Genomic DNA, 12,558 nt, shown 5'->3' on the forward strand with positions numbered 1-12,558 from the left:
TCGCTCTTTACTTTTTCGCAATCATAGCGAATTTCACCGGGCTGTGAAATGGCATTCCTGTGAACGACTTGGGGCTCAGATCACCAAGGCCAAGAGCAACGGCAGATACAGCACGGACAAAAGCGTCGAGGAAACCACGAGGGCGGCGACGGAGTCGGAGTCCGCGCCATATTTTTCTGCGAGCATGTAGGAAGTGACGGCCACAGGCGTGGCGATTTGCACCACAAGCACGGCGAAGGGCACGGGGGCGAGGTCGAAATACATCCCGGCCAAGGCGGCGATGCCCGCGCAGAGCACGACTTTTCCCAGCGAAATGAGCGTGGCTCGCCCAAGGCCTCTGGGGTGCAGACGCGCCACCGCGACGCCCAAGGTGATGAGCATGAGCGGGATGGCGATCTGGCCCAGCATTTCAAGCGTGTTCATCGCCACGCGCGGCAGGGTCCAGCCTTGCCACAGGAACAGGGCGCCGAGAGCCGTGGCCCAGACAAGCGGTTCTTTGAAGGCTTTGCCAAGCGAACCACGCCCTGCCGTGACATAGATGCCGAAGGTGAAGGACCAAAGCGCCATGGCGGCAAAGACCACGACCGCATAGCTCAACCCCGCTTCGCCGAAGGCAAAGAGCGCAAGTGGCAGGCCGAGGTTGCCGGTGTTGCCGAAAATCAGCGGCGCCAGATAGGTGCGGGTGTCGAGTTTCAAGGCTTTGACAGCAATCCACGCGGCGATGGTGACGCCGCCATAGGCCGCGATGGAGGCCATCGACAGGGCGGTCAGGGCGGCGGGGTCGATGTCGGCTTTGACCAGGGCTGTGAAGATCAGCGCGGGCACGGACAGCGTCATGGTCAGCTTGGTGACGAACTCCAAACGGTACTCGTGGCCGGTCTTGACCCAGGTGAATCCGATGAGCGCCAAAAGGAAAACCGGGGTCACGATTTCTAGGACTGTCAAAATGAGGTTCACAGACTGTTTCCCATTTCTTTGGCCGTCCCCCGTGGACAGGCGCCGTTTTTAGGGTCTACTAACCAAGTATAGGGGTTGCAATGTTATGATGAAAACACGTGCGAAATATCATCTGGGCCAAGTTGTGCGCCACAGAAAACACAGCTTTCGCGGTGTTGTCTTCGATGTGGATGCGATTTTTTCCAATACGGACGAATGGTACGCCGCCATTCCGGAGGATGTGAGACCCGATAAGGATCAGCCTTTTTATCATCTTTTGGCTGAAAATGACCAAAGCTACTACGTGGCTTATGTGTCTGAGCAAAATCTCGTCGCAGATTATTCTGGCGTGCCGGTGGATCATCCCGATCTTTCGGATCTGTTCGGTCCGTTTTGCGATGGATCTTACCCGCTGCACTTTCAGCTCAACTAAGCCGTTGGCCCAAAGTTTGCCCCGAAAAGGCAGGGCGGTTTTTATGCTGCATAGTCTTCAAAGTCCGGAAAGTCCGGGCCGCAACCTCGCGTCAGGCGCCTAGCGTTTCTGACCAATGGCCATGCGAAAGCTCAGTTTGTTTTCTCCGTCGACATGGGCGTAGCGCAATTCATGCGCCAATTCGCGGATCAAGAACCAGCCAAATCCCCCCTCAGGCAGATCGGCGATGTCGCAATTCAGATTGGCTTGCAACCCAAGCGGAGGCTCGCCGCCGGGCATCATGTTGCCTCTGTCGGAAATCAAGAAATGCAATCCATCGTCCGCTTGCGACAGACGGATGTCGATCAGGCCCTCAGGATGGTCGGCATAGGCATGTTCAACAATGTTATTCAGGATTTCGGCCAAGACAATTTCAAGGCTTGCAACTTCGTCGGCGGCCAGACCGTTCGGTTCAAGCCCGTGCTTGATGGTTTGAAGTCCGCGTCGTACCGCGGCATCCGTCGCTGGCAGGATGAGTCTCAATTCATGTTCTTTCGGTTGGGGGCAAACCTCCCAGGAATTCTGGTGGGCGAGATTTCCCTCAGGACGCATTCGCAATTCCCTCGACAGCTGTTGCCACGCTGGTGTGGATGGTGAAAACCGTGTCCATGCGGGTCAGGTGAAAGACACGTTGCACAGTAGGGTGCAGCGCGGCGAGTTCCAGACGCTGACCATGACGCACGGCCTTCAGTGCGGCGACCACAGCGCCAAGTCCGGAACTGTCCAGAAATTCGACATTTTGCAGATCGAGAAGAATGCGGGCAGGACCACTGTCGCTCAGCGCGCGCATTTCGTCTTTGAACTGGATGGCACAGGCGGCGTCAATTCGGTTTTCACCGACGCAAACCACGCGCACGTCATCAAAGTCCTGATGTGTCAGTTTCATATGCCGTACCTTTTTCCTGCGAAGCGCCTGCATCTGAACCTTCGACGGACTCTCCGGAAAGTGGAAAAGGCGCTGTATTGGGCTTGATCCTAGGGGTGAAATCTTACCAATGGGTTTGCGCCAACAGGAAAATGGAGAAAAATATGACCGACTATGCGGGGTTGTCTGCGCGCCTTGAGGCGCTTTGTGCGGGAGAGACCGATGAGGTGGCGTTGATGGCAACCTTGGCCTGCGAGGTGCACCAGTCTGATGATCGGTTCCATTGGACTGGGTTCTACCGGGTTGTCGAAGAAAACCTCTTGAAAATAGGACCTTACCAAGGTGGCCATGGCTGTCTTGTGATCCCGTTTTCACGCGGTGTTTGCGGTGCCTGTGCGCGGACGCGCGCGGTGCAACTCGTGCCGGATGTCGAGGCCTTTGAGGGGCATATCGCCTGTGCCTCCTCGACTCGCTCGGAATTGGTTCTGCCTGTGCAAAACGCAAAAGGCGAGCTGTTGGGGGTCTTCGATCTCGACAGCGACCTCCCGGCGGCTTTCACCCAGGAAGATGCCGAGCAATTGACCCTTATTCTCAATCGGGTTTTTGCCAAGGTGAGCCGGGCATGATAGGCGCCTGTCATGAGTGACGATTACAATCCCCCGCAAGACCCTCTGGATGTGCTCCACATGGACCATGAGATCCTTGTGGTGAACAAGCCGTCGGGGCTTTTGTCCGTGCCGGGCAAGGGCGAGCATCTCGCCGATTGCCTGATGTCGCGTATTCAGACGGCCTTCCCGGAGGCTTTGCTGATCCATCGGCTGGATCGGGATACCTCTGGTGTCATGGTCTTTGCTCTGACGCCCCATGCGCAGCGCCACATCGGGCTTCAGTTCGAAAAACGGCAGACCAAGAAAACCTATGTCGCCTGGGTCTACGGTCATATCGCGGAAAAGACCGGCACGGTGGATTTGCCGCTGATCGTCGATTGGCCGAACCGTCCGAAACAGATGGTCTGTCACGAGACGGGCAAACCCGCCGTCACCGATTGGCGCGTGGTGCGGTATCAGGACAATCAAACGCGGGTGCGGTTGATGCCCAAGACAGGCCGCTCGCACCAGTTGCGGGTGCATATGCTGGCGCTTGGGCATCCGATCATGGGCGATCCGTTTTATGCGACGGGCGAGGCGCGGGACGCTCCGCGCTTGATGTTGCACGCAGAACAGCTACGGTTCCGGCACCCGGATGGCGGCGCGGGGCTGTCTTTTACGGCAAAATGTCCGTTTTGAAACGTTTTTCGTTTAATCTGAATCAGATTGAGCGAAACACGTTGCGACACTGAATTGATCTTGCTGCGTTTTTCAAAAATTGAGTGCCTCAAGTTTTTTGAGAAACGTTTTGAATAAACCCGAGTAAATGTGTCGCGGTTTCCATATCCGGGGTGGAAATTACAAATTTAGAATGTATCTAATTTTGTGAACCACGCACTTATAGAGGAGTTGACCATGGGTCTTCGTATCAACGACATCGTTCCGAACTTTACCGCCATGACCGATCAGGGTGAGATCACCTTCCATGACTGGATTGGGGACAGCTGGGCGATCCTGTTCTCCCACCCGAAAGATTTCACGCCGGTCTGCACCACCGAATTCGGTGCCGTGGCTCAGCTTGCCGAGGAATGGGAAAAGCGCGGCACGAAAGTGATCGGTCTCTCCGTTGATGGCGCCGACGAGCACGTGCAGTGGAAATCCGACATCGAAGGGTTCGCCAACGCCAAGGCCGGTTTCCCGATCATCGCCGACACCGATCTGGCCGTGTCCAAAGCCTTCGACATGCTGCCCGCTGAGGCCTACCTGCCGGATGGCCGCACGGCGGCTGATTCCGCCTCTGTGCGCTCGGTGTTCATCATCTCCCCGGACAAAAAAGTTCAGCTCATCATGACCTATCCGATGTCCGTGGGCCGGAACTTTGCCGAGGTGCTGCGTGCCCTTGATGGTCTGCAAAAAACCTACGGCGCGCCGCTTGCGACACCCGCGAACTGGACCATTGGTCAGGACGTGATCGCGGCCCTGTCTCTGTCCGATGACGAAGCCAAAGAGAAATTCGGCGACGTGGACATCAAGCTGCCGTACCTGCGTTTCGTGAAAGCGTAAGCGTTTCGGTCAAAAGCCATTGAAATCGCCCCTGTTCGCCTGTGCCGATCTTTCCTATGGTACTCGTGAACAGGGGTTTTTTATGTTTTCAGCACTGCGCCGCACCAAATCCATTTCACGTATCGCACTCGATCCGCCAAAGGCACAGCCCGACCGCGAAGGCCTCGCGATTGTTCTGATTGTCCGCGATGAAGAGGCCCATATCGGCGAATGGGCACGGTTTCATCAGAAAGCCGGGGTGCGGCATTTCTATGTTTACGACAACGGCTCGACCGATGGCAGCTTGGTGCAGATCGTGGCCGCCGTTGGCGTCCAGAATGTGACCGTGATCCCTTGGACCCAAAAGCTGCGCGATGGGAATTCGGGCGCGGAAATTCACAACCAAGTGTTGGCCTACGCCCATGCGGTGGCGAATTTCGGCGATCAGTTTCGCTGGATGGCCTTCATTGATGTGGATGAATTCCTGGTGCCGAAATCTGGCGAGACCCTGCTCGACTGTCTGACGCATTTGGACCGCGCGGTAAACATTTCGCTCCCGTGGCACATGTTCGGACGCAACGGCTATGAGGACGCGCCAGAGGGCGGTATCGTTGCCAATTACACCCGCCGTCACCCGAACCCGATGAGCCCTCTCAAAGGCATGTGCAATTTCAAGATGATCGTGGACCCCTGCCACGTCACTGCGATGAAAGTGCATGCCATCGAGACGGATGGCTCAACCGCGAGCGTGAATGACAGGGGCGAAAAGGCCTCCGCTTCGGATCGTAAAAAGCCGGGCTTCTATTCGGCAGATCACATCCAGCTCAACCACTATTACACCCGCTCGAACGCGGAGTTGATGGCCAAGATCACGCGCGGGTCAAACATGACTCAAGACGCGAACGACCACCTCCGCCGCGTGATGCGCAAGGTCGATCAGATCGAGGCGGAAAGTGTTGAGGATCTCGCCGCGAAACGGTGGTTCGCGCAGGGCTAAATTCTTCATTGTAGCCCAAATACTTAAAAAGCCCCGCCAAAAGCGGGGCTTTTCTATTTCTCGAAAGGGAAAGCCGATTACTCGGCTTCTTCCTCTTTCTTGACCTCTTCGCCGGTCTCCTGGTCGACCATTTTCATGCCAAGGCGCACCTTGCCACGGTCGTCGAAGCCCAGAAGTTTGACGTAAACTTCCTGACCTTCTTTCAGGACGTCAGACGGGTGGTTCAGGCGACGGTTCTCGATCTGAGACACGTGCACCAGACCGTCACGCTTGCCAAAGAAGTTCACGAAAGCGCCGAAATCGACCAGTTTCACGACCTTGCCTTTGTAGACCATGCCTTCTTCCGGCTCGGCCACGATGGAGTGGATCATGTCGTAGGCTTTCTGGATCGCTTCACCATTGGCGGAGGCGATTTTGATGATGCCTTCGTCATTGATGTCGACTTTCGCGCCGGAGGTCTCGACGATCTCGCGGATCACTTTGCCGCCAGAGCCGATCACTTCACGGATCTTGTCGGTCGGGATCTGCATGGTCTCGATGCGCGGCGCGTGGGCGGAGAATTCGCCAGCACCCGAAAGCGCTTTGTTCATCTCGCCGAGGATGTGCATCCGGCCCGCTTTGGCCTGAGCCAGAGCTTGCTTCATGATCTCGGGCGTGATGCCAGCGACCTTGATGTCCATTTGCAGGGACGTGATGCCGTTCTCGGTGCCTGCGACTTTAAAGTCCATGTCGCCGAGGTGATCCTCGTCGCCAAGAATGTCGGTCAGGATCGCGAATTCGCCATCGTCTTCCAACACCAGACCCATGGCCACACCGGCCACAGCGGCTTTGAGCGGCACGCCAGCGTCCATCATCGACAAGGAGCCACCGCAGACGGACGCCATCGAGGAGGAGCCATTCGATTCGGTGATCTCGGAGACCACGCGGATCGTGTAGGGGAAGTCGGTGGCGGCGGGCAGAACGGCCTGAAGGGCGCGCCATGCCAGTTTGCCGTGACCGATTTCACGACGCCCCGGCGAGCCGACACGACCGACTTCACCGACCGAGTACGGCGGGAAGTTGTAGTGCAGCAGGAAGTTGGAGCGGAAGTTGCCATGCAGCGCGTCGATGATCTGCTCATCGTCGCCGGTGCCGAGCGTGGTCACCACGAGGCCCTGCGTTTCACCGCGGGTGAACAGGGCGGAGCCGTGAGTCCGCGGCAGAAGGCCGGTTTCGCAAACGATCGGACGCACCTGATCGAGGGCACGGCCGTCGATGCGCTTGCCTTCTTTCACGACGGTCGAGCGCAGCACGGTGGATTCGAGTTTCTTGAGCGCGGAACCGAGGTTCTCGTCTTCAAGCTGCTCTTCGGTGAGACCGGCTTTGATCGCGTCCTTGGCGGCAGCAACGGCGGCCACGCGCTCTTGCTTGTCGAGGATCGAATAGGCCTCTTTCATCGAGGCTTCGCCCGCGGCTTTCACCACGTTGTAGAGTTCGGAATAATCCGGTGCGGCGAAGTCGAAGGGCTCTTTCGCGGACTCTTCTGCCAGATCGATGATCAGGTCGATGACCGGCTGGATTTGCTCATGCGCAAAGGTCACAGCGCCGAGCATTTCGTCCTCGGACAGTTCGTAAGCCTCGGATTCCACCATCATCACGGCGTCTTTGGTGCCGGCGACAACGAGGTCCAGACGCTGGTCCGGGTTGTTGCGCAGCTGGTCCATGTCGTCCACGGTCGGGTTCAGAATGTATTCGCCATCCTCGAAGCCCACGCGGGCGCCAGCGATCGGACCCATGAAGGGTGCGCCGGAAATGGTCAGAGCGGCGGAAGCCGCGATCATCGCCACGATGTCCGGGTCGTTGACCAGGTCGTGCGACAGAACAGTACACATCACCAGAACTTCGTTTTTGAAGCCGGGGACGAAGAGCGGGCGGATCGGACGGTCGATCAGACGCGCGGTGAGCGTCTCTTTTTCCGTCGGACGGGCCTCGCGTTTGAAGAAGCCACCCGGGATTTTACCGGCGGCGTAGTATTTCTCTTGGTAGTGCACGGTCAGCGGGAAGAAGTCCTGCCCCGGCTTTTGTTGCTTGGCGAATGTGACGTTGGCCATCACGGAGGTTTCACCAAGGGTGGCGATGACGGTGCCATCGGCCTGACGGGCAACCTTGCCCGTTTCCAGAGTGAGGGTTTCTTCGCCCCACTGGATCGATTTTTTCACTTCGTTGAACATTCAGCGTATCCTGTTTGGGAGCACTCCCGAGCCCTCTCGGGTCTCCCGTTTTGCGTGGCGGCCCCATTGCCGCCGACCCCATATCTTACTTTCACAACGCCGGGGTCTTTGCGTTACGTCTCAGATGGGGCCCGCATACAGGAAAATGCGCTCTGCGCCAAGTCGCGAGTTGTGCCTGAAACATAGGAAAACGGGCGACACATGGCCGCCCGTTCGCATTCGTCATGGATTTGTGGGCCGATCACTCAGCCGGTGTTTCCAGCGCGCGGAATTCGCCTTTGTCCTTGGTGAGCAGGCTGACCACGACAATGGCGATGGCAGAGGCCACAAAGCCCGGAATGATCTCATAGAGGCCTTCGCCCATGAAGCTTTGGCTCAGGCCGGAGTAGATCCATAGTGCCACAGTGCCGGCCCCCACGATCAGACCCGCCACGGCACCCGCGCCGGTCATGCGTTTCCACGTCAGGGAAAAGATCATCAAAGGCCCGAAAGCGGCGCCGAACCCGGCCCAGGCGTTGGACACGAGGCCCAGCACGGAGCTGTCTTGATTGGAGGCGATAAGGATCGCGACGATGCCGACGAGAGCCACGCTGATCCGGCCCACATTGACCAGTTCCTGATCCGAGGCTTCGCGGCGGAAGAAGACTTTGTAGAAATCTTCGGTCAGGGACGAGGAAGACACCAGAAGCTGCGAGGATACGGTGGACATGATCGCGGCCAGAAGGGCGGCGAAGAGAAAGCCGGTGACGAGCGGGTGGAACAACAACTCGGCCAGAACGATGAAGATCGTTTCCGGATCCTCAAGCGTCAGACCATTGCGCTCCATGTAGGTGCGGCCAAAGACGCCGACACCGATGGCGCCGATGAGAGAGATTGCCATCCAGAGCATCGCGATGTTGCGGGCGGTGCCAACCTCTTTCACAGTGCGGACGGCCATGAAGCGCACGATGATGTGCGGCTGGCCGAAATAGCCGAGGCCCCAAGCCACGGTGGACAGAAAGCCGATCACGGTCAGCCCGTGGGTCATCGACAGGTAGTTCGGGTCGACATTGGTCGCGAGCCGTTCGGCAGCCTGTTCGACGCCGTTGCCCTGACCGGTGGTGAGGATCACGATCGGCATGATGATCAAGGCGAACATCATGATACAGCCCTGCACGAAGTCGGTGAGGGACACGGCGAGGAACCCGCCGAAGACTGTGTAGATCAGAACCACGCCCAGGGTGAGGATCACGCCGGTCATGTAAGAGCCGTCAAAAGCCGAGGCGAACAACTTGCCGCCGCCGACGAGTCCGGAGGCCGTGTAGACCGCGAAGAACAGCACGATGATCAGGGCGGAGACGACGCGCAGGGTGATAGCTGCGCTTGGGAAGCGGTTCGATAGAAATTCCGGGATGGTCAGGCTGTTGTCATAGCGCTGGGTCTGTTCACGAAGGCGCGGTGCGACGACGATCCAGTTGATCAGGGCGCCGACGAAGAGGCCGATGCCGATCCAGGCGTTGACCAAACCGGAAGCATAAAGTGCGCCGGGCAGGCCGAGCAAAAGCCAGCCGCTCATGTCGGAGGCGCCGGCGGACAGGGCCGCGACAGCCGGGTGCAGATTGCGCCCGCCGAGGACATAGCCTTCGGCCGTATCTGTGGATTTGCGCCATGCGTAAAAGCCGATGGCAAGCATCAGCGCGAAATAGAGGATCAGGCTGATCCAGACTCCCAATTCCATAGTTTTTCCCCTTGTTGGATTTCTGAGGGGAAACATGCAGATGTCTAATGTCGAAACAAGAAAAGACTAGCACTTCAAAGAAATAAGGACGTTCGATCATCCTTTGGTCATTTTTCTGCGTGATGATCGCAGACGAAGGAAGAACATTGGGATATTTGATCATGCCGCATTTTGGCGTGTTTTCGGTTTTCATCTTGCGGCGGCTTGTGGCAATGTGCCGATACGTCTGGGTGGGCCGACGAATCTTTATGATGCCAAGGGCAGAGTGCGCCATCCATGTTCTATGACCGACTGAGACGTTCCTCGACCGTAAACCCGATCCTTGCCTTTGTGGCGTGCCTTGTTCTGCTGATCCCGGTGGGCCTGTCTGCTGATGCCGCTGGCAATGAGATCGCCTCCAGAGCTGCGCCGCAAAGCCAACCGGCGCCACTGCGCAGCGCGCGCATTCTGGCGCTGGGGGATTCGATGATCGCCTGGCATTCCGTCTCTAGAAATTCCATTGCCGACGCACTGTCCGACACTCTTGGGGAGCCGGTCGAAAACCGCGCCATCGGCGGTGCGCGGATCATCTATGGCCTGCCGATCACCGGCGCGATGGGGATGAAAATCTCCAAGCAATATCGCGGTGACGAGGTGGATTGGGTGGTGCTCAACGGCGGCGGCAACGATCTTTGGCTGGGCTGTGGCTGCGGCGCCTGCGATCGCAAGATGGCGCGGATGATTTCGCAAAACGGGATGAGGGGGGAGATTCCCAAGCTGGTGCGCGACATTCGCAAAACCGGCGCGCGGGTGATTTATCTCGGCTATCTGCGCTCCCCGGGCGTCGATTCTGTGATCGACGCCTGCCGCGCGTTGGGTGACGACTTCGAGGTTCGGCTGTCGCGCATGGCGACGGAGCTGGACGGGGTGTATTTCCTCGATGTCTCGGATCTTGTGCCAACTGGGGACCGGTCGTTTCACGGGGTGGACATGATCCACCCCTCTCGCAAAGCCTCCCGGATCATCGGACAGAAGCTGGCGCAGATCATTCAGGCCTACGACTGATCTTTCGGGGCTTGGCTCAGAAACAGCTTGAGCGCGCCGATGTCCTGCGGCCAGCTCAGCGTTTCAAAGGGCGGCATGGCCTGTGCCGGGTTTGTGCCCCAGATCACGATGCGTGCGCCGCGTTGTTCAAGCCTGTGGCCCAATGAGCCTGCGTTGACCTCCGAGGCGGGCAGGGTAAGGAAGGCGGCGGTCACATGCGTCAGTTTGGTGAGTTCCTTGAGCGCCTCGCCGGGCGTGGTCGCCCAGAGGATCGAGGCCTCCGGCATGACGCTCAGGAGCGCCAGCCGCAAGCTCTCCCCCAGGTTCCATTCGTCGCAAAGGATCAAAAAAACCGCGCTTGGCGGCGGGGGAGGAGCATTTTTGCCGAACATGTCTGGAAGGTCCGTATCAGGAAATTATTCCCAAGAATGAACCAAATGGCGTCTTCGCGAATTAAACTATGACATAGTGGAGTGCGAAGAATGACGACAAGTTGTAAAAATTGCCCTCTGCGCAAGAAAGACTGCTTTATGCCTTTCTCGGCGCAGGAATTGTCCTTCATGGAGGGGTTCAAAAGCGGTGAGTTGAGTGTCGATGAGAAAACGACGATCCAGATGGAGGGTGCAAAAACACCACATCTTTATACCGTGTTGAGCGGTATGGGCGTGCGTTACAAGACACTCGAAAATGGACGGCGGCAGGTGATCAATTTCCTCATGCCCGGGGATTTCATCGGTCTTCAGGCGGGCGTCATGGGCGAGGCCGGGCATTCCGTCGAGACCACAACGCCGATGGTGCTCTGTACCTTTCAACGCCAGGACCTGTGGCGTTTGTTCCAATCTCATCCGTCGCGGGCCTATGATTTGGTGTGGCTTGCGGCCTCCGAGGAGGCGTTTTTGGGGCAGAGCCTTGCCACCGTCGGCCAGCGCACCGGGATGGAACGCGTGGCCTGGGCACTCCTGAAACTCTATGATCGGCTGGATCACCGCGGTCTGACGAAGGGCAACAGCGTCGCCTTGCCGTTCCGTCAGCAGGATCTTGCGGATGCTTTGGGGCTGTCTCTGGTGCATACCAACAAAACGCTAAGCCAGCTGCGGTCGCGCAAGGTGGCCGATTGGTCCAATGGAGCGCTCACGATTCTCGATCGCGAAAAGCTGGAAAACAGCGCCATGATGGAGGTCGAGGAGATGGAACAACGCCCGCTGATATGAGAGCGGATATGAAAAAGACCCTCCGAAGAGGGCCTTTTCCTGTTCCGATCCGTATCCCCGCCGCAACAGTCGCTGTGGCCGGGGCTTCGGAGGTGGTTTCGTCTTAGCGACGGATACCGAGACGTTTGATCAGGTCGAGGTAACGGGCTTCGTCTTTGCCTTTGAGGTAGTCGAGAAGCTTACGACGCTGAGCCACCATCATCAAAAGGCCACGGCGACCGTGGTTGTCTTTTTTGTGGGTTTTGAAGTGCTCGGTGAGCGTGGAAATGCGCGAGGTCAGAATTGCGACCTGAACTTCGGGGGAACCGGTGTCACCTTCTTTGGTGGCGAATTCCTTGATCAGGCGGCTTTTCTCTTCAGCAGTGATCGACATCGGGGTCTCCTTTCGAGAGTAATGGGTTATGGCACAAGCCGGGATGTCGTCCAGCAGGGCCCTTGGAGAGTGTCCCGCGACCTGTACGGGTCGGGGATGCGCGCGTTTAGCCGGATTCTCTGTGAAAAGAAAGCTTTTTCCTCGCTGTGGCTTCACTGCCCGGTTTCAACGCGTTGGGTTTCGCTGAGAATTTCGCCAGCCACTTGTTTCGCCCAATCCCCGATGATCGGCACGACCTCCATCTGGTTGAGGATAAAGCCGACGATTGACACCACGATCGACGCGCCGACGACAGATCCAAAGCCAAAAGCGAGCCCGCGAAGGAACTGAAACCACATCATGCGCAAACTGGAATTGTAAACCCGAATAAAGCGGTGATTGTTCAACCGCTCTAACTCATCTCTCAGGTCTTTGATATCCTGAGATAAAATCTCTTTCTCGTCTGACATGTCCTGCCCTTTGTTGCGGTCGCTTGTACCATGTTTACCCGAAATCTTTGCGAAATGAAAATTAACCTTTGTTAACAGCTGTTTAGATTGACTTTTTTGTATATTTTTCTTTCATTTACAACGTAATGGTCTATGCTCTGTGCGGGGTTTGTTCTGTGTGAGGGTGTAAGCGAATG

The 12,558-nt window shown here is 57.4% G+C and carries 15 protein-coding genes; 7 read left to right on the forward strand and 8 right to left on the reverse strand.

What is annotated here, in order from left to right; genetic code table 11:
* Nucleotides 1-75 precede the first annotated feature (75 nt).
* The gene (locus HCZ23_RS08700; RefSeq protein WP_167601328.1) at nt 76-957 is read right to left on the reverse strand and encodes an AEC family transporter; all 882 of its coding nucleotides are present in this window, start codon (nt 955-957) and stop codon (nt 76-78) included.
* Nucleotides 958-1,042: 85 nt separating this feature from the next.
* Between HCZ23_RS08700 and hspQ the strand changes: the two genes are divergently transcribed.
* Nucleotides 1,043-1,369 carry a heat shock protein HspQ gene (gene hspQ, locus HCZ23_RS08705; RefSeq protein ID WP_167601329.1) on the forward strand — a complete coding sequence of 109 codons (327 nt, stop codon included), beginning with the start codon at nt 1,043-1,045 and terminating at the stop codon, nt 1,367-1,369.
* Between the two features lie 99 nt (nt 1,370-1,468).
* Here hspQ and HCZ23_RS08710 read toward each other — a convergent pair whose 3' ends face one another.
* Nucleotides 1,469-1,891 carry an ATP-binding protein gene (locus HCZ23_RS08710; protein WP_254870015.1) on the reverse strand — a complete coding sequence of 141 codons (423 nt, stop codon included), beginning with the start codon at nt 1,889-1,891 and terminating at the stop codon, nt 1,469-1,471.
* Nucleotides 1,892-1,949: 58 nt separating this feature from the next.
* Nucleotides 1,950-2,294 carry an STAS domain-containing protein gene (locus HCZ23_RS08715; RefSeq protein ID WP_167601331.1) on the reverse strand — a complete coding sequence of 115 codons (345 nt, stop codon included), beginning with the start codon at nt 2,292-2,294 and terminating at the stop codon, nt 1,950-1,952.
* Between the two features lie 143 nt (nt 2,295-2,437).
* Between HCZ23_RS08715 and HCZ23_RS08720 the strand changes: the two genes are divergently transcribed.
* The 4 genes from HCZ23_RS08720 to HCZ23_RS08735 all read left to right on the forward strand — a co-directional run bounded on the left by HCZ23_RS08720 (nt 2,438) and on the right by HCZ23_RS08735 (nt 5,399).
* Nucleotides 2,438-2,899 carry a GAF domain-containing protein gene (locus tag HCZ23_RS08720; protein ID WP_167601332.1) on the forward strand — a complete coding sequence of 154 codons (462 nt, stop codon included), beginning with the start codon at nt 2,438-2,440 and terminating at the stop codon, nt 2,897-2,899.
* A gap of 12 nt (nt 2,900-2,911) precedes the next feature.
* Nucleotides 2,912-3,559: an RluA family pseudouridine synthase gene (locus HCZ23_RS08725; protein WP_167601333.1), complete on the forward strand. Its 648-nt coding sequence runs from the start codon at nt 2,912-2,914 to the stop codon at nt 3,557-3,559.
* 216 nt (nt 3,560-3,775) lie between these two features.
* On the forward strand, nt 3,776-4,423 hold the full coding sequence (locus HCZ23_RS08730) for a peroxiredoxin (RefSeq protein WP_167601334.1): 648 nt from the start codon (nt 3,776-3,778) through the stop codon (nt 4,421-4,423).
* An 82-nt stretch (nt 4,424-4,505) separates the two neighbouring features.
* Nucleotides 4,506-5,399: a glycosyltransferase family 92 protein gene (locus HCZ23_RS08735; protein ID WP_167601335.1), complete on the forward strand. Its 894-nt coding sequence runs from the start codon at nt 4,506-4,508 to the stop codon at nt 5,397-5,399.
* A 77-nt stretch (nt 5,400-5,476) separates the two neighbouring features.
* Here the strand turns inward: HCZ23_RS08735 and pnp are convergent, their stop codons facing one another.
* Nucleotides 5,477-7,609: a polyribonucleotide nucleotidyltransferase gene (gene pnp, locus HCZ23_RS08740; protein WP_167601336.1), complete on the reverse strand. Its 2,133-nt coding sequence runs from the start codon at nt 7,607-7,609 to the stop codon at nt 5,477-5,479.
* A 241-nt stretch (nt 7,610-7,850) separates the two neighbouring features.
* Nucleotides 7,851-9,326 carry a sodium/proline symporter PutP gene (gene putP / locus HCZ23_RS08745; protein WP_167601337.1) on the reverse strand — a complete coding sequence of 492 codons (1,476 nt, stop codon included), beginning with the start codon at nt 9,324-9,326 and terminating at the stop codon, nt 7,851-7,853.
* Between the two features lie 276 nt (nt 9,327-9,602).
* Here putP and HCZ23_RS08750 point away from each other — a divergent pair, with 276 nt between their 5' ends.
* Nucleotides 9,603-10,370 (forward strand): SGNH/GDSL hydrolase family protein, encoded by a 768-nt coding sequence (locus HCZ23_RS08750; RefSeq protein WP_167601338.1) that lies wholly within the window; start codon nt 9,603-9,605, stop codon nt 10,368-10,370.
* Here the strand turns inward: HCZ23_RS08750 and HCZ23_RS08755 are convergent.
* A complete protein-coding gene (locus HCZ23_RS08755; protein WP_167601339.1) occupies nt 10,361-10,696 on the reverse strand; it encodes a hypothetical protein in 336 nt (111 codons plus the stop codon). The genes HCZ23_RS08750 and HCZ23_RS08755 overlap by 10 nt on opposite strands.
* Nucleotides 10,697-10,879: 183 nt before the next feature.
* Between HCZ23_RS08755 and HCZ23_RS08760 the strand changes: the two genes are divergently transcribed.
* A complete protein-coding gene (locus tag HCZ23_RS08760) occupies nt 10,880-11,560 on the forward strand; it encodes a Crp/Fnr family transcriptional regulator (protein ID WP_254870016.1) in 681 nt (226 codons plus the stop codon).
* Nucleotides 11,561-11,663: 103 nt separating this feature from the next.
* Here the strand turns inward: HCZ23_RS08760 and rpsO are convergent, their stop codons facing one another.
* Both rpsO and HCZ23_RS08770 read right to left on the reverse strand, forming a co-directional pair.
* On the reverse strand, nt 11,664-11,933 hold the full coding sequence (gene rpsO, locus HCZ23_RS08765; protein WP_167601341.1) for a 30S ribosomal protein S15: 270 nt from the start codon (nt 11,931-11,933) through the stop codon (nt 11,664-11,666).
* Between the two features lie 152 nt (nt 11,934-12,085).
* On the reverse strand, nt 12,086-12,382 hold the full coding sequence (locus HCZ23_RS08770; RefSeq protein ID WP_167601342.1) for a DUF5665 domain-containing protein: 297 nt from the start codon (nt 12,380-12,382) through the stop codon (nt 12,086-12,088).
* Nucleotides 12,383-12,558 lie beyond the last annotated feature (176 nt).

Origin of the sequence: Celeribacter sp. HF31 (assembly GCF_011806455.1) — a bacterium.
Taxonomy (GTDB): Bacteria; Pseudomonadota; Alphaproteobacteria; order Rhodobacterales; family Rhodobacteraceae; genus Celeribacter.